A 24,911-nucleotide genomic window follows, 5' to 3' on the forward strand; every position below is an offset into this window, starting at 1 on the left:
CGTATTATTTTTATATAAAGATTAAATGTTAATTAATTACATTTAAAACGGTATGGAGGGGTAGAAGTATGTTTCAAGGGAAATTAAGGAGTAGTAGTTTAAAAACAAAGTTACTTGTATCATTTATTATTATTTTAATTCTTCCAAGTATTGTAATTGGTTGGACGTCTTATCAACAGGCGAAGACGAATTTTAATGAAACAATTTTAAACTCGGCGAAAGATAATATAAAAATTTTGGATAATGTAATTAATAAGGAATTGGATAGTAAAAAAATAGATGCAACTTATTTTACGAAATTATTTACACAATCAAGTTACCAAGCAGATCAAATTCAAAACATACAAAATAAACTAGAAGAATACAATAAACTGCATCCAGAAATGGAAGCAATCTATACAGGATCTAGTAATGGACAGTTCATTCAATCACCAGCTATTCAGATGCCAGATGGATATAATCCTACAGAAAGAGATTGGTATAAAGAGGCAGTGAAGAAAAGCGGAGAAGTAATTGTAACTGCTCCATATAAGTCAAAAACGACAGGAAATATTGTTATTACACTAGCAAAACAAAACGAGGATAAAAGTGGAGTTCTTGGGATTGACTTAATCATTAATGATATCGTTACTACTTCTAAGATGGTTAATATCGGTAAGGAAGGATATGTAGCGATATTTGATCAAGATAAAAATGTAGTAGCGCACCCGAAAATGAAGCCAGGAGAGAAATTAGAAGAGAAACTTAGTAAAGAATTGTATAAACAGGAAGCTGGGGATTTTCATTATTCATTAGATGGTGAAGATCGCAATATCACTTTTAAAACGAATAAGAAAACTGGATGGAAAATAGCAGGAATTATGCCTTCCAAAGAAATTATCGAAGCGGCTGAACCTATTTTCTATAAAACAATAACTGTTCTTGGAATTTCACTAATAATCGGTGGGATTGTAATTTACTTCATAATTGCGTCTATTATTAAACCGTTAAAACAACTTGTCATATCATCGAAGAAGATTAGTGAAGGTGATTTAACAGAATCAATTACAGTTCATTCTAAAGATGAAATTGGACAGCTAGGAGAAAGTTTTAACGAGATGGCTGCATCGTTACAAAGTGTCATTTCTAATATAAACACTTCAGCAAGTCATGTAGCGGCATCTTCAGAAGAATTAACAGCTAGTATGAAGCAGACAAGCGAAGCAACGGAACAAATTACACAGGCTATAGAGCAAGTATCAAGTGGTGCAGAAATACAAACGAAAGAAGTTGAAGAAGGAGCAACATTGTTAGAAGAAGTTACAGAAGGAATTCAGCGTGTTGCAGATAGTTCTTCATTAGTATCTACAGCCTCTATGTATACGAAGAAAAAAGCTGAAAATGGTGGGAAGTTAGTTGAACAAACTGTGAATCAAATGCAATTAATTCATGAGTCTGTTTCACAGTCAGACAAAATCATTGGTTTGTTAGACGATAAGTCGAAACAAATTGGAGCAATCCTTGAAGTAATTCAACATATTGCAGAACAGACAAATTTATTAGCGTTAAATGCGGCAATTGAGGCTGCGAGAGCTGGAGAGCAAGGTAGAGGATTTGCAATTGTAGCAGATGAAGTGCGAAAGCTAGCGGAACAATCAGGACAGTCTTCTACGGAAATTGGGAAACTAGTGAAAGAGATTCAATTTGATATAAAAGAAACAGTAAGCTCTATGAATCAAGTTGGAGCAGAAGTACAATCAGGACTTGTAGTTGCAAATGAAACGAAGCAAAGCTTTGTCGAAATATTGAAGTCTACAAATGATACAGTTGTACAAATTGATAGCATGGTAGATGTAGCAAAACAAATGACGGTAGATGCAAAACAAGTAAGTGCATCTATTAATGAAATTGCAGCTACGATTGAAGAAAATGCCGCAAGTGTTCAAAATATTGCTGGTTCCTCTGAGGAACAATTAGCTTCAGTAGATGAAATAAATGCAGCAGCAGTCCATTTATCACAAATGGCAGAAGAATTACAAGAGATGATTGGTAAGTTTAAAATATAATAATAAACTGTTAAGAAACGAAGTAGTACTTATGCTTCGTTTCTTTTTTTATGAAGATAAAAAAGAAAGAAATATATAGTAACCGTGTTATGATAATAAAAAACTGTATTTTCTTTAAATTCTATCTTTAATCATGTTAGGGGAATGGTTTTGAAATTTAAAAAATTAAAACTCCAACCGAGAATTACATTAACTATTAGTACACTTATTTTAGTTGTACTTATGCTAACGAGTTATTTGTTTTATTACATATTATCTGAAACGGTAGAAGAGCAAATTGGTAAACGGGCTTTGCATGTTGCGAAAACAGTTGCCGCGATACCAGAAATTCAGGAAGCTTTTCAAAAAGAAAATCCAGCTTCTATTATTCAGCCAATCGCAGAAAAAATTCGAATTGATACAGAGGCTGACTTTATTGTAGTTGGAAACAAAGAGGGGATTCGTTATGCGCATCCTGAGCGAGATAAAATAGGAGAAAAAATGGTTGGCGGAGATAATAAAGGCGTTTTATTAGAAGGGAAATCTTATGTTTCTAAAGCTAATGGATCATTAGGCCCTTCGTTGCGTGGGAAAGTCCCAGTCCGTAACCAGGAAAATGAAATTATTGGTGTGGTGTCTGTTGGGTTTTCAATGGCTGATATTCATGGAGCGGTAGAAGTGTATGGAAAGCGTGTATTTTGGATTACAATAATAGGTCTTTTAATTGGAATAATCGGCTCTATATATTTAGCGGCAAGTATAAAAAGAATGATGTTCGGGATGGAACCAGAAGAAATTTCATCTTTATATGAAGAGCATAGTACAGTGATTCAATCTGTACGTGAAGGGATTATTGTAATCGATAAAAATGGCATGATTAGTTTAGTCAATCAAGCAGCTTATGATATTCTTTCGCTAGATAAGCAACAAAATATTATTGGGGAATTTATTTTAAATGTAATTCCTAATTCAACGATACTAGATGTACTTCAAACTGGTGAAGAACAGTTTGATCGTCAATTAAATATAAAAGGACAGGCTGTTATTGCGAACCGTCTACCTATTAAAGTAAAGAATAAAGTAACTGGCGTTGTATCGAGCTTACGTTTGAAATCTGAAATGGATCAGTTAACAGCAGAATTATCTCAGACGAAGCAATATACAGAGGCATTACGAGCGCAAACGCACGAATATAACAATTTATTGTATACGCTTTCAGGTCTTATCCAATTAGAATCATACGAAGATGCTTTAGAGCTTATTCATAAGGAAACAGCGGTATATCAAGATTTTGTTCAATTTATTATGAAGCGGATTCAAAATCCATGGCTAGGTGGAATTTTAATTGGATTTTATAATAGAGCACGAGAGTTGAAGATTGATTTTATGCTAGATAGAGAAAGTGGTTTAGACAAATTAAGTCCACATATTGAGAGTAATTATGTCGTTTCTATTTTAGGAAATTTAATTACGAATGCATTTGAAGCAATTGAAAAAAATGAAGAGAATGATAAGAAAGTAAGGATGTTTGTAACTGATATTGGAGAAGAAATATTAATTGAAGTGGAAGATTCAGGGCAAGGGATTCATGATGAAATAATTACTAGCATATTCTATAAAGGCTTTTCGACGAAAGAAGGAGGAGAGCGAGGGTATGGATTAGCAAAAGTGAAAGAGTTAGTAGAAGATTTAAATGGAAGTATTGCAATTGAAAAAGGGGATTTAGGTGGTGCGTTATTTATTATTGCACTACCGAAAGAGAGAGGCGAATAGTAATGGGTGAGGAGATTGAAGTATTAATTGTAGAAGATGATATTCGGATTGCTGACATTCATCGTCGTTTTACTGAAAAAATTGAGGGATTTAAAGTAATTGGAACGGCAACGACTGGAGAACAAGCGAAAGAATGGCTAGAGCTTGTGAAGCCACAGCTCGTGTTATTAGATGTGTACTTACCTGATATGCAAGGAACGGAACTTGTCACATATATTAGGAATCATTTGCACGATACAGATATTATTATGATTACAGCGGCATCGGAAACAGATGTAGTGAGGCACGCCCTACGGGGCGGAGTAACAGATTATATCGTAAAGCCACTAATGTTTGATCGATTTAAAGCAAGTCTAGAAGGCTATCAAAAAAAGATTATACAGTTAAAGAAGAACAATCAATTATCTACGGAACAAATTGAATATTTATGGTCTCAAAGAGGCGTGAAGGGAGATCAAATAGAATATGCCCCGAAAGGGATAGATCCTTATACTTTAGCGAAAGTAAAAAAGCATATGTTAACAGTTAATGAAGAAGGGATTACAGCAGAAATGTTAAGCTCAATGATTGGAGTAAGCCGATCAACGGCAAGGCGCTATTTAGAGTATTTGATATCTGGGAAGAAAGTCCACGCAGAGCTAATATATGGAAGTGTTGGGAGACCGGAGAGACGGTATTTTCTTGCTTCTTCATAATAAAAAACAGTAGAGGATTTTATTTCTTCTACTGTTTTTTTGCATCTTATATTGGAATAATCCCAATTACAATTCCGGTAATTAACATAACCATTGTCGTTCCAACGGCCCACAATAAAGTGAAGCGTTGATGTTCACCGAAATCAACTTTGGCCATTCCGACCAATAAATAAGTGGAAGCGACAAGAGGACTTAATAAGTGAACGGGTTGCCCAAGTAAGGAAGCGCGTCCCATTTCAGCTGCACTAATTCCGTAAGTAGCAGCAGCTTTCGTCAAAATAGGTAATACCCCGAAGTAAAATGCATCATTAGACATGAAAAATGTGAATGGCATACTGAGAAGTGCTGTAATAATTGGTAGTTGTGGTCCAAGTGCATCTGGTATAAGAGTTACTACACTGTTAGCCATTGCATCTACCATTTTTGTTCCAGATAAAATACCAGTGAAAATACCGGCAGCAAATACGAGAGAAACAACTGCTAATACATTCCCTGCATGAGAAGCAATACGTTCTTTCTGTTGTTCTAAGTTTGGATAGTTAATCATAACAGCAATAGCAAAAGCGACTGTAAATAAAACAGGTAACGGCATAACTTCTAGTATGAGACAAACAAGTAATGCAGCGGTTAATAAAAAGTTAATCCATAGAAGTTTAGGGCGTTTATGCGCTGCAGCTTCAACAGTTGCAGCTTGCTCATCCATTGTTTGCATTTGTTTTAAATACTGTACATCCATAATTCCTAAACGTTTTCTTTCTTTTTTTCCAAGATAGTAGGCAACGAAAACAACCCAAATTGCACCAGCAATCATTCCTGGAATAAGAGGTGTAAATAATTCGGAAGCCTCAAGTCCAAGTGCGCTCATAACACGAGCTGTGGGTCCACCCCAAGGTGTAAGATTTGTTACCCCCGCCCCTAACATAACAACTCCAGCCAATATGAGGGGGTTCATTCCAAGGCGCTTATATAGTGGATACATTGCAGAAACTGTAATCATGTATGTTGTTGTACCATCACCATCTAGAGAAACGATAATAGTCAATATAGCCGTTCCGACAACGATTTTTAAAGGATCTCCTTTTACAAATTTTAAAATCTTACTAATGACAGGATCAAATAAACCGCTATCAATCATAATCCCAAAATATAAAATAGCGAACATAAGCATAATACCAGTAGGTGCTAATTTTTGAATCCCCTCTAACATCATAGGCCCCATATTGGCATAGAATCCGCCAATTACTGCAAAAACACTCGGAATTAATATTAAGGCTACTAGTGCTGACATACGTTTCGTCATAATTAAAAACATAAAGACAAATACCATCACAAATCCAAGTAGTGCTAACATGTAATTTCCCCCTCAAAAGAATGATTGCGCTTTCAAAATAGAATAAAAATTCAGAAAAAGGTTTTTTATTTATAATAAAAGCATCTATTCAAATGGTAAATAATTTGAAAAATAACATCATTAGAAGCATAATTTTTATTTTGTTCATTTTGTTCACGGTAGTTAATTTGAATTTTTAAAAAGTAAGCCACTCCTCGTAAGAATGGTAGAATAAGATGAAAATAGTGAAGTGTGAAATAGGGAGTAGATGTTATATGAAAACGAGAATAGAAGAGATTTATAGCTCTTATGAAGGAAAAGTAGAGGAGATTTTTATTAATGAATCTTCTTACGTATATGAATGGGAAAAATTACTGATGATCCGAAAAAATGACGGTGAGCTAAAAAAAATTGCAGTCGGGATTAGTGGAAATATAAGATTGGTAAATGTAGAAGTGGGACAGGAAATTAGTGCGGATACATTATTAGTTAAATTAGAAGATGATTTATTAATTACAGGTTGTGAGTGATGAGAGATGTGTAGAAATAACTACACATCTTTTTTTGTTTCCTATATTACAAAAAGCACATTGTTTTTTCACAAATCTCACACAACCTTTTGGTATTCTTTTCGTGGAGTATACGGTTTCTAGGGAGGAATATTGATGAAAGTAAAATATGTCGTACTTGCTATATGTTTATGTTTCGTATTTACAGTAGTCGGGTGTGGGAAAAAGGAAACAGCAGCTGTTGCCATTGATGAGAAACATGATAAATGTGATATTTGCCAAATTGGGGTAACAGATAATCAATTTGCAACAGAAATTATTTTAGAAAATGGAAAAGGGTTAAAGTTTGATGATATCGGTTGTATGTATAAATGGATGGAGATCAACTCAGATGAAAAGACGAAAGAGAAATTTGTCCGAGATTATGATTCGAAAGATTGGATTTCGTTAGAAGACGCTACTTACGTATATGATAAAACAATAACGACACCGATGGCTTATAATGTCATTTCATTTAAAAATAAAAAAGATGCAGAGAGCTTTGTATCTAACTATAAGGGGAAAGTTCTTTCGTATAAAGAGCTAGCAGAGCATAAATGGGAAATGAATAAAGAGATGATGGGGAAACCGAAAGCAGGAAATCATGGTGGACATCATTAATAGAAAAAGACAACTATGTAGTTGTCTTTTTCTATTATTACTCAGGTGCAAATATAGAAAAGGTGTAAAATTTTTAGCGGAACGGTTACAATGGAATATAGTAACCTAAAGCAATCATTTATGTACTTTTTAGAAATGTATACAAATGCGGTAAAAACGTGCTAAACTAATTGCTTCATAATGTTAATGATGGGGCCATCAGGCGTATCATTTCAATAGGTTGAGAAACATAGTATAAGCTTAAGATAATCCGATTAAAGAAGGAATCTAAAGGGCTTATGGATAAATGTACTCAAGAAGAGTTATTGTATGTGATGGAGGAATGGTTAAGAAAACATTATCTTTCATAGGAGCTGTAGTTGTGAGAAAACAAAAAATTTTATTATGTATTTTATTAGGACTTTTAATGACGGTAGTGGCTTGCGATAAGCAAGAAGAACCAGAATCGAAACCGGTTCATGTGAAAAATGAAAAGAAAAAAGAGAAGCATAAAGAACAGGAAGAATCTAAAGAAGAGAAAAGTATAAATTTAATGGACAAACAGTTGTTACTTTCAGCTACTCTTGGAGACACAGAGACAGCTATGAAGTTGATTCAGGATGGAGCGAATATAAACGTAGAAGGTGACAACGGAGAAACGCCTGTCCTTGCAGCGACGTACCAAAATCATGTAGAGACAGTTAAAGCATTAATTGGTGCAGGTGCTAATATTGAAATTAAAGATGAGAAAAAAAGTAATCCACTTCTTTATGCAAGTAGAGAAGGATATACGGATATTGTAAAAGTATTAATTAATGCAGGAGTTAATACGAAAGAAACGACTAGGTCAGGTGGGACAGCACTTATTTCTGCATCTGAACGTGGCCATGTAGAGGTTGTTAAAGAATTATTAGAGCATACAGATATTGATGTGAATTATAAAAATGAACGTGGTGGAACAGCGCTATTAGAAGCAATTGTATTAGGAAATGGTAGTGAAAACCATAAGAAAGTAATTCAATTGCTTATTGATCACGGTGCAGATGTAAACATGGCTAACAAGGAACATCTGACGCCACTGCAATACGCTGAAAAAAGAGGTTTTAAAGATATTGTAAATATGTTGAGGGTAGCTGGAGCGAATGAAGTAGTACAGCCACAACAACCAGTAGAGTAAAAAACGAAAAATAATCCCATTTAGATAGACAGAATGAAGAAATCAGTTAGTATGATGGATTCAGTAATGTGTATTTGAATGGGATTTTTATTTTGAACATGAAAAATAGATTATGAATGGATGGTATATGGAGTAAATAAGGAGGCAACCTTATTTGGCAATTGTAAAAAATGAAAAAGTAGTTTCTGTTTGTTGCAGTGCCAGAAGTACGCCCGTAGCTGCTGAGGCAAGTGTGGAAACTTTAGCGGAGTTTCAAGGGAACGGATATGGTACTGATGTTGTTACAGCCTGGGCCATATCAATACAAGAGAAAAGGCGCATTCCACTTTATAGTACCGCTTGGGATAACTTTAGTTTGCAAGCAGTGGCAAGCAAACTAAAAATCATTAAATATGGAATGAATTTACATATTGATTGAATTTTAAGTATTGTTTCGTTCTATTTATTTATATTTTAATATCTAGATTAATGTAAAAATGATGTGGTGAATATTAACATTCGATTAACACCTAATTAACAATCTATCAAAACTGACTTAATAAATGCGTAATATAGTAAAGGTAACAAAATAACTAGGGTAGAGAATATTTGAGAACACCCACTTACATATAATGTGCCACTTTCTTAGGTGTGCTCTATTCCCTAGAGTTCAAATAAGGAGAAAGGCGTTCTATGTAAGTAGGTGTTTTTAGTTTGGATAAAAATAGAACAGTTAGGTGGAATAAATGTTTAAAGAACCTTATATTGCGATGATAAAGGATTGGAAAGGATACAAAGCATACAAAAAATTGCCGAAAACAGTTTTTCTTATGACTGGTTCAATGCTGGAATTACCAGAGCGTGTATATGAATTGCAGAAACATGGACATGATGTATTTCTTCATTGTGATTTTATACAAGGTTTAAATACGAATACAGAGGAAGCGCTTTTGTATATTCAAGATGTTATCGGGGCACAAGGTATTATTTCAACAAAGGGTTCGACAATTCGAAATGCTAATAAAATTGGATTGAAAACAATTCAACGTATTTTTATTGTAGATACTTTATCTCTTACTAAATCAATTGAAAATTGTAAAACGACTAAACCAAATGCAGTAGAGATTATGCCGGGGATTATGCCTTCTATAATTAAACAGCTAGTAGAGGAAATAGAGTTTCCTATTATTGCAGGCGGGTTGATTCAAACGCGAGAAGATGCGGAAATTGCAATTCGTGCAGGAGCAAGTGCGATTTCAACAAGTCATTATGAAGTATGGATACATGAAGAAAAAAGGAGTGCAACTTTGTGATTGAATTGAAAAATGTTTCAAAGGTATATAAAAATGCAGAAGAGACAGCGGTTAAAGGCGTATCGGTTCATATTAAGAAGGGCGAATTTTTTGTTTTAGTTGGACCTTCGGGATGCGGGAAAAGCACATTATTACGAATGATCGCTGGCTTAGAAGAGATTTCTTCGGGAGATTTAATTATTAATGAACGTGTTGCAAATGATCTAGAGCCGAAAGACCGTAATCTATCAATGGTATTTCAAAATTATGCATTATATCCACACTTATCTGTAGAAGAAAATATTTTATTTGGACTTAAGGTAAGAAAAGTACAAAAAGAAGAGCGACAAAAGCGACTAATGGAAGCTATTGAAATGGTAGGACTGAAAGAGTATGTGAAAATGAAACCAGGTCAATTATCAGGCGGACAAAGACAGCGTGTTGCGCTTGCTAGGGCGATCGTGAGTCAAGCACCAATCTGTTTAATGGATGAACCACTTTCGAATTTAGATGCGAAATTACGTGCGCAAATGAGAATTGAAATTAGAGAAATTCAGCAGCGATTAGGAATTACGATGATTTACGTTACCCACGATCAAATAGAAGCGATGACTATGGGAGATCGTATCATGGTTTTAAATAAAGGAAGTATACAGCAAGTTGGAACACCACTTGACATATATAACGAACCAGCAAACGAATTTGTTGCAAGCTTTATAGGTTCTCCTTCTATGAATATAAATGATGGGGAAGTAAATAAAGAAAAAGGTGTATTACATATAGGACAATTGCAAATTCCATTATCTATTAGACAGTTAAAGCAATTACCAGAAGGAACAATTCGCATAGGCATGCGCCCTGAGCATATTGCACTGTCTGAGGAGGGACAAGAAGTGACGTTGCAATCTGTAGAAGTATTAGGGAATGAATCTATATTGAACTTTGCGGTAAATGGAACAACTTGGAGTGCGAAAGTTATCGGACAGTTACTCCTGAACAAAGGTGACAAAGTAAAATTATTATTCTCGCAAGAAAAGTTATGCTTCTTTAACGAAAACACGAATGAACGCTTAAAAGTGGTAGCTGAAGAAGAGTTGAAAGTGGTGGCGAAATAATGATCGAAGTAAGTAAGTTACCAGTTCAAACAAAGGTGTCAAAAAAGAAAAAATTATGGGAGAGAACGAAAGATTTAAGAATAGGATTATTGTTTTTGGCGCCATCTATTTTGCTATTTTCGATTTTTCTGTTCTATCCATTGTTTAGGACGATTTATTATAGTTTTTATTTAACCGATATACATGGAGAAGCTAATCTCTTCGTTGGCTTAGAAAATTATCAATATTTATTCTCTGATCCAGCCTTCTACAAAAGTATAAAATCAACTTTATTATTTGTTTTATATACAGTTCCTACGAGTATTATATTTGCTTTGTTTCTTGCATTGATTGCAAATGGAAAGGTAAGAGGTATTGGGTTATTCCGAGTTCTGTTTTCTTCGACGATGGGAATATCAGTAGCTGCTAGTGCAGTGATTTGGCTATTTTTATTTCATCCAAGTGTAGGATTATTTAATAATATATTAGCCTCTATGAACCTTCCTGCAATCGCATGGTTAACGAGTCCGGACTGGGCACTATTCTCTGTATCAGTTACAACAGTTTGGGTGAATACAGGTTTTGCATTTTTAGTTATATTAGGTGGTTTACAAAATATTGATACGTCTTTATATGAGAGTGCATCTATAGATGGTGCTAGTTATTTATATAAGCTTCGCCGTGTTACATTACCGATGCTATCGCCAACTTTATTCTTTATTGTAACAGTAACATTAATTAGTGCGTTCCAAAGCTTTGGACAAATTGATATTTTAACGCACGGTGGACCAAATGATGCAACGAATTTAATTGTGTACTCGATTTATAAAGAGGCGTTTGTGAATCATCAATTTGGAACAGCAAGTGCACAAGCGATGGTATTATTTGTTTTCATTTTCGTTGCTACATTACTTCAATTTAAGTTTGCTGAGAGAAAGGTGCATTATAAATGATTGTTAAACAGTGGAAACAAAATTTCCTATTATACATGCTACTCATTATTAGTGCAGTGATGGTGTTTTTTCCTGTACTGTATGCATTTTTAATAAGCTTTATGACACCAGACGATATTCAAATGAGAAGGTTATTTCCGACCCAGTTTACTTTTGATAATTTCATTAATATTTTTCAAAAAGTACCGCTTTTTACATACTTATATAACAGTTTAATTGTATCGACAGTCGTTATGATTGGACAACTTATCGTATCAAGTTTAGCAGCTTATGCTTTTGTTTTTCTTCAGTTTAAAGGGAGAAACTTAATTTTCTTCCTGTTTATTTCAACGATGCTTATTCCGTGGGAAGCAACGATGGTGCCTAACTTTTTAACGATTCAAAACTTTGGCTGGATCAATAGTTTCGCCGGGATGACAGTGCCGTTTTTTGCAACAGCTTTCGGTATTTTCTTGTTACGCCAACATTTTATGACACTCCCGAATGAACTGAAAGAAGCTGCTTTTATTGAAGGGATTGGAAATATAAGATTTTTATTTAGCGTTGTAATACCGTATTGTAAAACGAGTTTTATTACGCTTGGAGTATATAGCTTTTTAACAACATGGAATATGTATTTATGGCCACTTTTAGTGACCACTGATGAAAAAGTAAGAACAGTGCAAATCGGTGTAAAGCAGCTTCAGTCTCAAGAAGTTGCAACTGATTGGGGAAGTGTAATGGCCGGTGTTACGGTTATCGTTATTCCAACATTGATTTTACTATTTTTAGGACAAAAACAATTACAACAAGGATTAACAAAAGGTGCAATTAAATAACTAAGAGAAGGTGAGCTTAAAATGAGTTTAGTAAAAAAAGGTGCTGCTCTATTAATGGCAGCAACAATGGCATTATCTAGTGCCGCTTGTTCAAATAGTAAAACAGAGGGAAAACCTGAAGCGCAGGCAAAAGTAGCACCAGTTGAAAAAAATGGTGATAAAACTGTAATTCGCTTCTGGCATGCGATGGGTGGAAAAACACAAGGTGTACTAGATAGTCTTGTTGCAGACTATAATAAGTCACAAAATAAATACGAGATAAAGGCAGAGTTCCAAGGGACATATGAAGAGTCTTTAACAAAATTTAGAACGATGTCTGCAACGAAAGAAGCGCCAGCTCTTGTTCAATCGAGTGAAATTACAACGAAATATATGATTGATAGCAAAAAAATCACACCAATTGATAGCTGGATAAAAAAAGATAAGTACGATACGTCAAAATTAGAAAAAGCAATTACAAATTATTATTCAGTTGATGGAAAAATGTATTCTATGCCATTTAATTCATCTACACCAGTATTAATTTATAATAAAGATGCTTTTGCAAAGGCGGGCTTAGATCCAGAGAAAGCTCCGAAAACATATGCGGAATTACAAGAAGCAGCGAAAAAGTTAACGATTAAAGAAGGTGGAAATGTAAAACAATATGGATTCTCCATGCTTAACTATGGTTGGTTCTTTGAAGAATTGTTAGCGACACAAGGTGCTTTATATGTAGATAACGAAAACGGCCGTAAAGATGCTGCAAAGAAGGCGGTATTTAACGGTAAAGAAGGACAGAAAGTATTTGGAATGTTAGATGATTTAAATAAAGCTGGCGCACTTGGAAAGTATGGAGCAAGTTGGGATGATATTCGTGCCGCGTTCCAGTCTGGACAAGTTGCTATGTATTTAGATTCTTCAGCAGGTGTTCGTGATTTAATTGATGCATCTAAGTTTAATGTAGGTGTTTCATATATTCCGTATCCAGAGGATTCGAAACAAAATGGTGTTGTTATTGGTGGAGCATCATTATGGATGACGAATATGGTTTCAGAAGAAACGCAACAAGGTGCTTGGGACTTTATGAAATATTTAACGAAGCCAGACGTACAAGCAAAATGGCATACTGCAACAGGTTATTTCTCAATTAATCCAGATGCATATAATGAGCCATTAGTAAAAGAGCAATATGAAAAATATCCGCAGTTGAAAGTAACAGTAGATCAACTGCAAGCGACGAAGCAAACTCCGGCAACACAAGGTGCTTTAATTAGTGTATTCCCAGAATCAAGAGATGCAGTTGTAAAAGCATTAGAAGCAATGTATGACGGGAAGAATAGTAAAGAAGCGTTAGATGAAGCTGCCAAAGCAACAGATAGAGCAATTAGCATTTCAGCTCGTACGAGTCAAAAATAAGAGAAAGCCGTATCCTTAAAAGGGATACGGCTTTCTCTATAGGGAGATAAGGGATCAAAGAAATGATGAAGTCTTATCTCTTTTATATGAGTAAAGGGTCTAGAGTGAATGTTGTCCTTTTCATTATTTATTTAACTCCATTGCGACTTGTTTACCATTTACGAAAACCTCTACTACCGCTACTACAACTTCCATTACTTTTTTCATCTCTCATCTCTCCTTATTTTTTGTTTCATTTCTTACTCTCAGTATAAGGAAATACAGTAATTACAACTATCGAATTGGATGACAAGAGACTTACATTGTTGTAAGGATAATAGTTTAGTTTGTAATAAAGTGAAACTGTAATCAGTGGGGGGCTTACTGCCCGTTAATGCGGGATTTCAATTCTGAACTTTCTGTCGTTTTGAACTATAATTAGAAAGAGGGGGGATAATATGAAAAGAATTCTTGTTATTAGTGATATTCATGGAGAGATAGAAAAGTTCGAACAGTTATTGGAAGAAGCTCAATATGATGCGAAACAGGATCAATTAATCTTACTGGGAGATTATGTAGATCGTGGTCCAAATGCGCGTGCTGTAATTGAAAAGGTAAGAGAATTGAAAGAAGAGGGAGCACTCATTTTAAAAGGAAATCATGAAGATATGATGATTAAGGCGTTAACGACAAATGAGGAACGTTCATGGAACCATTGGGTAAAAAGAAATGGTGGAGATAAGACATTACATAGCTATGGATTTGTAGAAGAGGATATTGCGGTTAATGAGAAAGACTTCCAAAAACCGATGTTACAATCTCGTGTATTAGAGGAACATATAAAGTTTATTCAAGAATTAGATCATTACATTGAAACAGAAGAGTATATATTTGTACATGCTGGGGTTGAACCGATGAAACGAGTTTCTGAATCTGAACCATATACGTTAATGTGGATCCGTAATGAATTTCATAATGGATATAGTGGTGAAAAGGTTGTTGTATTTGGGCATACGGAAACAAAAACGCTTCATGGTAGTGAGGATTGCGGAGTGTATTTTGGGAGTAATCGTATTATTGGAATTGATGGCGGGGCTGTGTATGGTGGTCAGCTAAATTGTTTGGAGTTGCCGAGTAAAAAGGTATATGTAATAAAAAATTGAAAGAGATAAGAGGAATCTTATTTCTTTCAATTTTTTATTAAGCTAAATTTAAGACAAAGTTTTTATAATAAAACTTCAAAATTTTAGAAGGAAATAGTTAAAAATGAAAATACGTAATGTAACTACATTCTTTTTTTATGAAGAGAAGAAATGTAATAATAAATAGAATTGAACTATTTGATGGAAGGTGAGAGCATGCGATTACTTGTAGTAGAAGATAATGCCTCGTTATTAGAGTCTATCGTACAAATTTTGCGTGATGAATTTGAAGTAGATACGGCAATAAATGGAGAAGATGGATTGTTTTTAGCGCTTCAAAATATATATGATGCAATTTTGCTGGATGTGATGATGCCAGGGATGGACGGATTTGAAGTAATTCAAAAAATACGTGATGAAAAGATTGAAACACCAGTCCTGTTTTTGACAGCGAGAGATTCTTTAGAAGATCGGGTGAAGGGATTGGATTTTGGTGGAGATGACTATATAGTTAAGCCATTCCAGGCCCCTGAATTAAAAGCGAGAATTCGCGCTTTACTACGCAGAAGTGGTAGTTTAACAACCCAGCAAACGATTCGTTATAAAGGGATTGAATTGTTCGGAAAAGATAAAGACGTTCAAGTAGATGGACAAAGTATTAAGTTGACATTGAAACAATATGAGCTACTAGAGTATCTCATTCAAAATAGCGGGAAGATTTTAATGCGTGAACAAATTTTTGATCGTGTTTGGGGATTTGATTCAGATACGACAGTAGCCATTGTGGAAGTGTATGTGCATCATTTGCGTAAAAAATTAGAACCATTCGGTTATCAGAAAGATATTCAAACCGTTCGAGGTATTGGATATATATTAAAAGAACAATGAAAAAGGGAAGTATGTTTCAAAAGACACGCATTCGTTTGACTATAGTGAATTCATTAGTATTTATCCTATTAATAGGTATATTAGGTAGTATTATTTATTCATACACATATAAGCGTATTTATAATGAAGTGGATCAATCTATAAAAATGATGGCTCAGTATAGAGAAAAATTAGATGTTAAAATACCACCAAGAAAACGTATGGAGAATATCCAAATTGGAGATCCGCGAGTAACTAGAATAACTTGGAATGGGAAAATAGTGAAAATAGAGGGCGATAACCGTAAATTCCGTTCTATTTTTGAAGAGAATTTGGAAAAGTTTTCTCCGGAAAAAATAGGGGAGTTACAAGATATCAAAGTACAAGGACGATATTTTAGAGCATTTTCGCTTCAAAAAGATGGAGAAATAGTTCAAATCGTGCGAGATATAACAGCGGAAGAAGGAATGTTAAATACTTTATTTTTAATTCTTATTATAGGTTGTAGCATAGGAAGTTTATGTGCAATAGGAATCGGCTTTTTCTTAGCTGGTAGGGCACTCGTACCTATTCAAAATTCATGGGAGAAACAGCAGCAATTCGTTTCTGATGCATCACATGAACTCAGGACACCACTTGCAGTTATTCAATCAAAAACGGATGTTTTATTCCAGTCACCATCCGCTACGATAGAAGAAAAAGCGATGGATATTTCTACAATTTCAAAAGAATGTAGGCGGTTATCGAAACTCGTTAGTAATTTATTATTGCTAGCACGTTCTGATTCTAATCAAATTGAGATGGATAAGAAAACATTTGAACTTGATAAATTGTTAGAAGAAATAGTAGCTCCATATAAGGAGATTGCTTCTTATCAAGAAAAAGAAATGATGCTAAAAGTAGAACGTGGTGTATCTTTTATGGGGGATAGAGAGCGGATTCATCAAATGATGGTCATACTGTTAGATAATGCGATGAAGTATACAAACGAAGGTGGGCATATTCAAATCGATTGCACGCAAACGAGTAGTTCAATTCGTATACATGTGAAAGATGACGGGATAGGAGTGAAAGAAGAAGATATTCCGAAATTATTTGATCGTTTTTATCAAGGGGATAAAGCAAGAAGTACGTCAGAAGGAGCTGGATTAGGTCTTTCAATCGCAAATTGGATTGTAGAAAAGCATTATGGAAAAATATCAGTAGAGAGCAAATGGGGAGATGGAACTTGCTTTGAAGTGATTTTCCCTAAAAATCAAAAAATATAAGTAAGAAGACGATCTTGTTTTTACAAGGTCGTCTTTTTTAAGGGAAAGTTAAGAAACTATTTATATTATGTATGGCATAAAGAAAGTTCGTTATATGAAGAAGAGACTAGGTGTATGTGAGTGAGTTTTATCAATCATAATGTTATCTCAAGCAGCGATGAGATGTATGTATAGTATTAAAAAAACTAGGGGAATGATGGGAAAGAAAGTATAAGAGGGAGGAATTAATTTTGAAAAAGAAAATGATGACGGTATTCACTATTGGAGTAATGAGTTTAAGTATATTAGGGGGTGCCTCTCCTTCTGAAACACAAAAAGGAAAGACAGATTACACACAGCGCAGTAAAGAACAATTGAACAATGGTAAGATACATGCAGTGCATACAGAAGAAAAAGCAGAGAAACTAGGTATTGAAACGGAAGGAAAAGAACAAATTACACTAGAAAAAGAAATTCATGAAACAGAAGTAGGAAGGGAAGCAGAGCAGTTAGGCATATCGATTGAAGGAAAAGATGTTGGGACGCTGTCAGAAGAAATCTATGAAACAAAAGTAAAGCAAGAAGCGTTAAAGCTAGGTATATCTATAGAGAATACATCAATTGTAGATTTAATTACTCAAATTAATGCGATTAAAATTAAAGATGAAGCAGATAAATTAGGTATTTCGACAGATGGACAAGAAATCGAAGACATCGCGGAAGAAATCTACGGAAAGAAAGTAAGAGAAGAAGCAGGAAAGTTAGATATTTCTCAAAAAGGAAAAGAAATTGAAGAGTTAGCACAAGAAGTGTACGAACAAAAAGTACAGGAAGAAGCAAAAAAATATCATATTGATTTGTATGGTAAAGATATATATCAAATATTAAGAGAAATTAATGAACAAATGGTGCTACAAATGGCAGATGAGCTTAATATGGATAAAATGAATATGAATATTCAAGAGTTAGCGGAAAAGATAAAAAAAGATCAGCCTGAAAAAGGAAAAGAACTAAATTTTGTACCGATGATACGAACGGATGCTGACGCATTTTATTCTTATTTAACGAATTAATAAGGGCGTGAAAGCGATAAGAAAATTGAAGTGGTATATATGTACAGCTTTACTAGGTACAGCAATATGGAGTGTATATACAAATGGAATTCCAAAGTATGTAGAGAAGTTAACATTCTCAAATATACAAAGAGGAAAAGAAACGGAGTTTAGTAATAACGATGAAAAAGTCATCTTATCAAATGTTCCATTAATTCAGCAGTTACCAGAATTGGATAGAGGCTGTGAAGTGACAAGCTTAGCGATGATGTTACAATACGCTGGTGTTTCAGTGGATAAGATGACATTAGCAAATGAAATAAAAAAAGTTGATTTTATAGACGATGGTGTGCGCGGGAATCCAAATGAAGGATTTGTAGGTAATATTTATACATTCTCTGAATCAGGATACGGTGTATATCATGGGCCACTTTTTCAGTTAGCGGAAAAATATTTACCTAATAAAGCTGTAGACTTAACAGGGAAGAATATAGAAGAAATTTATAAGAGTGTAAAAGCAGGGAAACCCGTAGTCATGATCACGAATGCAACATTTGCACCATTAGATGAAGATGAATTTACTACATGGGAAACAAATAGTGGAGATGTTTCTATTACGTATAATGAACATTGTGTTGTACTTATTGGGTATGATCAGGAATCTGTATATATTCGAGATCCACTTGAGGATAGCTTAGATGTAAAAGTACCGAGAGAAACCTTTGAACAGGCATGGGTACAAATGGGAAGTCAGGCAATTAGTTATGTAAAGAGCGCTAAATAAATTAGGAAGAAGATTTTTAGTAATATGACTATAAGGTGAAGGATAAAACATTTGAGGATTATAAGAGAAGTTTTATAGAGTAGAAGCTGTTAAGAAATAAGAGAACTTTAGCATATATAATGCTAAAGTTCTCTTGTTTTTATGATTAAAATACTTATAGGGAGTAAATATGTAAAAATGCATAATTGAAGAAAAAATTACATTTTATCATTATATATTGTTTTATATATGTTAATTGTATAAAATGACACAAGTATCCACATTACATAAAGGAGGCTTATTATGCAAAAAGTATTTAACTGGGTTAAATGTATGAGTATCAATAAAAAATTAATCATTTCATTTTTTATTATTTTAACTATACCAGGAATTATTATCGGTGGTGTTTCATATCAAACTGCCAAAACAAATTTTGAACATCAAATGACAGATAAGGCAAAGGAGAATATTTCGATTTTAAATACTGTTATTTCTCAAAATATAGAAGAGAAATTTGTTGATGCGACGTACTTTGCAGACATCTTAACAGAGGATACATATCCAAATGGACAAGAAGAAATAGTAAGAACGAAGTTAGCACAATATATAAAGCTTCATCCAGAAGTAGAAGGTATTTATATTGGAACAGAGACGGGAAAGTTTATAAGAGAACCATTTATTCAAATGGCTGATGGGTATAATCCAACAGATAGATCTTGGTATAAAGAAGCACATGAAAATAAAGGGAAAGTAATTGTTACTGCGCCATATCAGTCAGCATCTACAAAAAATATGGTAGTGACAATTGCGAAAGAAGTAAAAGATGGTAAAGGTGTTATAGGAATTAATTTAAACTTAGATAACATCTTAAAAATTTCCAAAATGATTAACATTGGTGAAAAAGGTTATGCAGTTATTTTAGATCAAAATAAGCAAATTGTTAGTCATCCATCTAGAAAACCAGGTACAAAAGTTACTGATCCTTGGATTAAACCAATTTATGAAGATAAACAAGGAAATGTGTCTTATACAGAACAAGATGATAAAAAGAATTTAATCTTTGCAACAAATGAGAAAACAGGCTGGAAAGTAGTTGGAGTTATGTTCGATGAAGAAATTACCCAAGCTGCAAATCCAGTGTTTTATAAGACTTTAATTGTTATTGCTATCGCTATTGTATTTGGTAGTGTATTAATTTATTTCATTACAAAGTCTATTACAAGGCCATTACGAAAAATAGCTGAATCGGCACATAAAATTAGTAAGGGAGATTTAACAGAGAAAATTACAATCCATTCCAAAGATGATATAGGGAAACTAGGGAATTCATTTAATGAAATGTCTACGTCTTTACAAGATGTTATTACCCAAATTAGCTTTTCAGCAGAACATGTTGCAGCATCGGCAGAAGAGTTAACAGCGAGCGTACAGCAAGCGAATGATGCGACAGATCAAATTACAATTGCAATGGAGCAAGTATCAGGTGGGGCTGAATCACAAAGCCAAGGTGTTGAAGAAGGTGCGGCTACATTACAACAAGTAAATACAGCAATTCAAGATGTAACTGGAAGCGCAGAGTCAATTTCTATTTCCTCATTACATGCGCGAGAAAGAGCTGAAGAGGGAGAAGATTTAGTTGAACAAACCGCAAAACAAATGCAGTCTATTTCTAGGTCGGTATCCGAGTCAGATGCTATTATTAAACTTCTTGATGAGAAATCAAAGCAGGTAGGAGCTATTTCTGAAGCAATTCAAAATATCGCTACTCAAACGAACTTATTAGCTTTAAATGCGGCTATTGAAGCAGCAAGAGCAGGTGAACAGGGACGAGGATTTGCTATTGTAGCAGATGAGGTTAGAAAATTAGCAGAGCAATCAGGAGAGTCATCTGGAGAGATTGCAAATTTAATTGCAGAAATTAAGGCGGATATTGAACATACTGTTAAGGCAATGGATAATGTGAATGGAGAAGTTCAACAAGGCCTTGATGTTGTAACAAAAACGAAAGTAAGTTTTACGGAAATTTTAAGTTCTACTACACATATTGTTTCTCAAGTTAATCAAATGGTAGAAACAACGAAGAGAATTGCGGGAGATGCAAATGAAGTGACAAATGCTATTGATGAAATTGCAGCGGCTGCAGAAGAAAATACAGCTAGTATGCAAAGTGTTGCAGCTTCAACAGAAGAACAAGTTAATTCAATGGAAGAAATTAGTTCTGCTTCGCAAAACTTAGCTGGGATGGCAGAAGAATTACAAGCGATGACTAGTAAATTTAAAGTATAATAACAGCAGATAAGTAAGGTGAAAATAATATCACCTTACTTATTTTTCTATTCAGCAATTAGGGGAGTCATTAACGGGATGAAAAAAAGAAAAAGACTATGGAATTTATGGAAAACGATTACATTGTTAGTTTGTACAGTTGTGATTTTTTCTTTACTTGTGACAGATATATTAATTAGTCACAATGTAGAACGGACAACGGAGGATAACCAAGCAGAGAAAGCAAAAACAATTGCACACATTGTGGCGAATGATTCGATTGTAATCGATGGCTTGATTGGGAAAGCAGATACTTCTGCAATCCAAACGTATACAAATAGGATATTAAAAAACACAGGTGTTCAATTTATTGTAGTTATGGACATGAATGGAATAAGAAAATCACATCCAAATCCTCAAAAAATAGGTCATCATTTTATTGGGGGAGATGAAGGGCCTGCATTGAAAGGAAAGGAACATGTATCACTGGCAGAAGGAACTTTAGGTATTTCAATGCGAGTGTTTGTACCTGTATTTTCTGAAACGGGTGAACAGCTTGGAGCGGTGGCGGTCGGTATTTCAGCAGATAATGTAAAAGAGAGAGTTAAGGAAAGTAGATATATCATTTATATTGGAGTTGGAGTTGGAGTATTAGTCGGAATTATAGGAGCGATATTGCTAGCTAGACATATAAAGAAAAGCTTATTCGGTCTTGAACCTCACAGGATAGCAAAAATTCTTGAAGAAAGAAATACGATGCTACAATCTGTAAAGGAAGGTATTATTGCTGTAGATAAAGAGGCTAGAGTAACGCTAATTAATAATGAAGCGAAACGTCTATTTAAAAAAAGCGGACTTGAAGAAGATTTTATCGGTAAAGATGTTGAGTTGTATATGCCGAATTCACGTATAAAAGAAGTATTGCAAACGGGAGAAGTACAATTAAACGAAGAACAAAATATTTATGGAATTACGATTGTGACGAATCGAGTTCCTTTATATGTAAAAGGAGAAATAGTTGGCGCAATTGCAACATTTCGTGATAAAACAGAGATTCGAAAACTAGCAGAGGAACTAACTGGTATTAGACTATATGCAGAAGCATTACGGGCACAATCTCATGAGTTTATGAATAAGATGCATGTCGTATTAGGGCTTACACATATGAAACAGTATGAAGAATTACAGAAGTATATAAGCGGTATGGTATCAGAGCATCAATATGAAATTGGTGGAGTTATGAAAAGAATAAAAAATCCAGTATTTGCTGGTTTTTTACTAGGTAAGCTCAGCTATGCTAGAGAGAAGAATATCAAATTAATTATAAGTGAAGATTCTCATATGCCGGAAATAGATGATGAAAGTATTACTCATGAACTTATTACGATTGTGGGAAATTTAATTGATAATGCGTTAGAGGCAGTGACGAATTGTGAAAAGAAGCAAGTTGAAGTTGAGATACAACAAGGGGATATATTAACTATTACAGTGCAAGATACGGGAAAAGGTATACAAGAAAAAGAAATAGAGGAATTATTTACGAAAGGTTATTCCACAAAGGGAGATAACCGCGGTTATGGTTTGTATCTTGTAAAAGAAAGTATACAGCGAATAAATGGGGAAATTGATATACATTCATTAGTAGGAAAGGGAACAACGATAACAATTGAAATACCTAAAGGTAGGGATGAGAGGCAAATATGATTAAAGTTTTAATTGTAGAAGATGACCCGATGGTAGCAATGTTAAATACGCATTATTTAGAGCAAGTAGGAGGGTTTGAACTTGTTCAAGCAGTTAACTCAGTAAAGTCGGCGATAGAAGTATTAGAGAAATCACGAGTGGATTTAGTATTACTTGATATTTTTATGCCTGAAGAGACTGGGTTTGAGCTTTTAATGTATATTCGGAATCAAGAAAAAGAAATCGATATTATAATGATTTCAGCTGTACATGATATGGGGAGTATTAAAAAAGCATTACAATACGGAGTTGTAGATTATTTAATTAAACCATTTACATTCGAACGATTTAAAGAGGCATTAACTATATATCGAGAAAAACTTACTTTCATGAAAGAACAACAAAAGCTTAGTCAATCGGAATTAGATTCGTTAATTTTACAAAAAGAAAAAAGAGAGCCTACTGTCACTAAAGAGCTTCCGAAAGGATTAACGAAGCAAACGTTGCAATTAATTTGGCAGAAGATCGAGTCGTTGAATGGACGAGCGTTTACAACAGATGAAATGGCACAATTAGTTGGAATTTCAAGAGTTTCTATTCGGAAATATGTAATGTTTCTGACTGACATTGGGGTGTTAGAAAATGAAATGATGTACCAACATGTGGGAAGACCTGTAAGTAAATTAAGATGTGTTAATCAAAAGAAAATAGAGTTTTACGTATAAGCGACTTAGTATAAGTCGCTTATACTTTTTTTAATTACAAAATCAATTACAAAACTTACAAAAACTATTTTTACTATTGAAAGCGTTTTAATATTGTTATTAAGAAAACGAGGGGGTGCCATATGGGAATTCAAAAGAATGTGGAAGCGGTATCATTTTCTGACGGAAATGAAGTACAAAGAGAATCTTTCGCTTCTAAAATTATGAATGTAAAAATCGGTGTTATACCTTTACCGTTATATGTAGTATTGGCTGCTATTATTTATGGGGCATCTGTATATAATAAATTGCCAGCAGATATGATTGGTGGATTTGCAGTTATTATGATCATGGGGATTTTCTTAGGCGATATTGGGATGAGAATTCCAATTTTAAAAAATATCGGCGGTCCAGCAATACTTTCGTTATTTATTCCATCATTACTTGTATTTTTTAACTGGATGAATCCAGCTTCAATGGAAGCTGCGACTATGTTAATGAAAAAATCGAACTTTTTATATTTATATATTTCTTGTTTAGTAGTCGGAAGTATTTTAGGAATGAACCGTAAAGTGTTAGTACAAGGTTTCGTTCGCATGTTTATTCCTTTAGTAGTAGGGACGTTAGCTTCTGTAGCAGTAGGGTTATTGGTCGGTTCATTATTTGGATTTGAAATGAAGCACACATTCTTCTTTATCATCGTACCAATTGTAAGTGGTGGTATCGGGGAAGGGATTTTACCATTGTCGCTAGCTTATAGTGATATTTTAAATGAATCGTCAGCAACGTTTGTATCACAGCTTATTCCAGCAGCTATTATTGGAAATATGTTCGCAATTGTAAGTGCAGGGTATATGAAGCGTTTAGGTGAGAAGAAACCGGAGCTTAGTGGTAACGGTGTATTAGTGAAAACAGACAATCAAGCAGAATTATTAAAAGAACAAAATACAGAGAAGCCAATTGACTTCTCATTAATGGGAGCAGGTTTATTAATTGCGTGTACGTTCTTCATCTTCGGAGGATTTGCTTCTAAGTTCATCGGTATTCCTGGGGCAATCATTATGATTTTTTCAGCAGCACTTGTGAAATACTTTAAATTAATGCCAGCAAAAATGGAGCAAGGAGCATTCCATTTATATAAATTTATTTCGAAGAATTTAACTTGGCCTTTAATGGTTGGATTAGGATTGCTATATATTCCGTTAAAAGACGTAGCAGCAGTTCTTTCAGTAGGATATGTTGTTGTGTGCGCATCGGTTGTTCTTACAATGGTAGCATCAGGTTTTCTTGTAGGGAAAGTGATGAAGATGTATCCAGTTGAATCGGCGATTGTAACTGGATGTCATAGCGGTTTAGGTGGAACTGGAGATGTTGCTATTTTATCTGCTTCAAATCGTATGGAATTAATGCCGTTCGCGCAAATTTCAACTCGTTTAGGCGGGGCGGCAATGGTTGTAACGGCGACAATATTATTAAAAATGTTTTCATGATCAAACAAGCTAGCTATATTCATATAGCTAGCTTGTCA

The 24,911-nt window shown here is 34.3% G+C and carries 21 protein-coding genes and 2 pseudogenes; 22 read left to right on the plus strand and 1 reads right to left on the minus strand.

Annotation, left to right across the window (positions count from 1 at the left end):
• Positions 1-68 precede the first annotated feature (68 nt).
• The 4 genes and pseudogenes from ATL10_RS32400 to ATL10_RS22715 all read left to right on the plus strand — a co-directional run.
• A pseudogene (locus tag ATL10_RS32400) lies at positions 69-1,103 on the plus strand (HAMP domain-containing protein); the annotation flags it as partial.
• Between the two features lie 81 nt (positions 1,104-1,184).
• Positions 1,185-2,045, plus strand: coding sequence for a methyl-accepting chemotaxis protein (locus tag ATL10_RS32405; RefSeq protein ID WP_369812832.1), 861 nt, complete (start codon positions 1,185-1,187; stop codon positions 2,043-2,045).
• 144 nt (positions 2,046-2,189) lie between these two features.
• Complete coding sequence (locus ATL10_RS22710; protein WP_003269387.1) at positions 2,190-3,797, plus strand: ATP-binding protein; 1,608 nt, start codon at positions 2,190-2,192, stop codon at positions 3,795-3,797.
• Between the two features lie 2 nt (positions 3,798-3,799).
• On the plus strand, positions 3,800-4,492 hold the full coding sequence (locus ATL10_RS22715; RefSeq protein WP_000503468.1) for a response regulator: 693 nt from the start codon (positions 3,800-3,802) through the stop codon (positions 4,490-4,492).
• 46 nt (positions 4,493-4,538) lie between these two features.
• Here the strand turns inward: ATL10_RS22715 and ATL10_RS22720 are convergent, their stop codons facing one another.
• On the minus strand, positions 4,539-5,843 hold the full coding sequence (locus ATL10_RS22720; protein ID WP_000880483.1) for a CitMHS family transporter: 1,305 nt from the start codon (positions 5,841-5,843) through the stop codon (positions 4,539-4,541).
• A 254-nt stretch (positions 5,844-6,097) separates the two neighbouring features.
• On the opposite strand from ATL10_RS22720, the gene ATL10_RS22725 reads away from it, so the two are divergent.
• The 18 genes and pseudogenes from ATL10_RS22725 to ATL10_RS22810 all read left to right on the plus strand — a co-directional run bounded on the left by ATL10_RS22725 (position 6,098) and on the right by ATL10_RS22810 (position 24,873).
• Complete coding sequence (locus ATL10_RS22725) at positions 6,098-6,352, plus strand: hypothetical protein (RefSeq protein WP_000857376.1); 255 nt, start codon at positions 6,098-6,100, stop codon at positions 6,350-6,352.
• A 135-nt stretch (positions 6,353-6,487) separates the two neighbouring features.
• Positions 6,488-6,991 carry a nitrous oxide reductase accessory protein NosL gene (locus tag ATL10_RS22730; protein WP_110497560.1) on the plus strand — a complete coding sequence of 168 codons (504 nt, stop codon included), beginning with the start codon at positions 6,488-6,490 and terminating at the stop codon, positions 6,989-6,991.
• A gap of 286 nt (positions 6,992-7,277) precedes the next feature.
• Positions 7,278-8,147 (plus strand): ankyrin repeat domain-containing protein, encoded by an 870-nt coding sequence (locus ATL10_RS22735; protein WP_000287336.1) that lies wholly within the window; start codon positions 7,278-7,280, stop codon positions 8,145-8,147.
• A gap of 142 nt (positions 8,148-8,289) precedes the next feature.
• A pseudogene (locus ATL10_RS22740) lies at positions 8,290-8,565 on the plus strand (GNAT family N-acetyltransferase); the annotation flags it as partial.
• Positions 8,566-8,872: 307 nt separating this feature from the next.
• Positions 8,873-9,439 (plus strand): glycerol-3-phosphate responsive antiterminator, encoded by a 567-nt coding sequence (locus tag ATL10_RS22745; RefSeq protein WP_000472002.1) that lies wholly within the window; start codon positions 8,873-8,875, stop codon positions 9,437-9,439.
• Positions 9,436-10,533, plus strand: a complete 1,098-nt coding sequence (locus tag ATL10_RS22750) for an ABC transporter ATP-binding protein (RefSeq protein ID WP_000571387.1) — start codon at positions 9,436-9,438, stop codon at positions 10,531-10,533. The genes ATL10_RS22745 and ATL10_RS22750 overlap by 4 nt, the downstream gene beginning before the upstream one ends.
• Complete coding sequence (locus tag ATL10_RS22755; protein ID WP_000573797.1) at positions 10,533-11,465, plus strand: carbohydrate ABC transporter permease; 933 nt, start codon at positions 10,533-10,535, stop codon at positions 11,463-11,465. Before ATL10_RS22750 ends, ATL10_RS22755 begins: the two co-directional genes overlap by 1 nt.
• Positions 11,462-12,283, plus strand: a complete 822-nt coding sequence (locus ATL10_RS22760; protein WP_000635946.1) for a carbohydrate ABC transporter permease — start codon at positions 11,462-11,464, stop codon at positions 12,281-12,283. The genes ATL10_RS22755 and ATL10_RS22760 overlap by 4 nt, the downstream gene beginning before the upstream one ends.
• Before the next feature lie 21 nt (positions 12,284-12,304).
• Complete coding sequence (locus ATL10_RS22765; RefSeq protein WP_110497562.1) at positions 12,305-13,681, plus strand: ABC transporter substrate-binding protein; 1,377 nt, start codon at positions 12,305-12,307, stop codon at positions 13,679-13,681.
• Between the two features lie 437 nt (positions 13,682-14,118).
• Positions 14,119-14,823, plus strand: a complete 705-nt coding sequence (locus ATL10_RS22770) for a metallophosphoesterase family protein (RefSeq protein ID WP_098284462.1) — start codon at positions 14,119-14,121, stop codon at positions 14,821-14,823.
• 195 nt (positions 14,824-15,018) lie between these two features.
• Positions 15,019-15,690, plus strand: coding sequence for a response regulator transcription factor (locus ATL10_RS22775; protein ID WP_001238623.1), 672 nt, complete (start codon positions 15,019-15,021; stop codon positions 15,688-15,690).
• Positions 15,687-16,937: a sensor histidine kinase gene (locus ATL10_RS22780; protein ID WP_080017751.1), complete on the plus strand. Its 1,251-nt coding sequence runs from the start codon at positions 15,687-15,689 to the stop codon at positions 16,935-16,937. The genes ATL10_RS22775 and ATL10_RS22780 overlap by 4 nt, the downstream gene beginning before the upstream one ends.
• Before the next feature lie 230 nt (positions 16,938-17,167).
• Entirely contained in the window at positions 17,168-17,989 is an 822-nt protein-coding gene (locus ATL10_RS22785; protein WP_000728588.1) for a hypothetical protein, read from the plus strand.
• A 7-nt stretch (positions 17,990-17,996) separates the two neighbouring features.
• Positions 17,997-18,752 carry a C39 family peptidase gene (locus tag ATL10_RS22790; RefSeq protein ID WP_086387701.1) on the plus strand — a complete coding sequence of 252 codons (756 nt, stop codon included), beginning with the start codon at positions 17,997-17,999 and terminating at the stop codon, positions 18,750-18,752.
• Positions 18,753-19,034: 282 nt separating this feature from the next.
• Positions 19,035-21,017: a methyl-accepting chemotaxis protein gene (locus tag ATL10_RS22795; RefSeq protein ID WP_071714238.1), complete on the plus strand. Its 1,983-nt coding sequence runs from the start codon at positions 19,035-19,037 to the stop codon at positions 21,015-21,017.
• 78 nt (positions 21,018-21,095) lie between these two features.
• A complete protein-coding gene (locus tag ATL10_RS22800; protein WP_000746401.1) occupies positions 21,096-22,700 on the plus strand; it encodes a sensor histidine kinase in 1,605 nt (534 codons plus the stop codon).
• Complete coding sequence (locus ATL10_RS22805; protein WP_000598688.1) at positions 22,697-23,404, plus strand: response regulator; 708 nt, start codon at positions 22,697-22,699, stop codon at positions 23,402-23,404. Before ATL10_RS22800 ends, ATL10_RS22805 begins: the two co-directional genes overlap by 4 nt.
• A 122-nt stretch (positions 23,405-23,526) precedes the next feature.
• Positions 23,527-24,873, plus strand: a complete 1,347-nt coding sequence (locus tag ATL10_RS22810; RefSeq protein ID WP_016513619.1) for a 2-hydroxycarboxylate transporter family protein — start codon at positions 23,527-23,529, stop codon at positions 24,871-24,873.
• The last annotated feature ends 38 nt before the right edge of the window (positions 24,874-24,911 follow it).

Source organism: Bacillus sp. 196mf, from assembly GCF_003217275.1.
Taxonomy (GTDB): Bacteria; Bacillota; Bacilli; order Bacillales; family Bacillaceae_G; genus Bacillus_A; species Bacillus_A thuringiensis_S.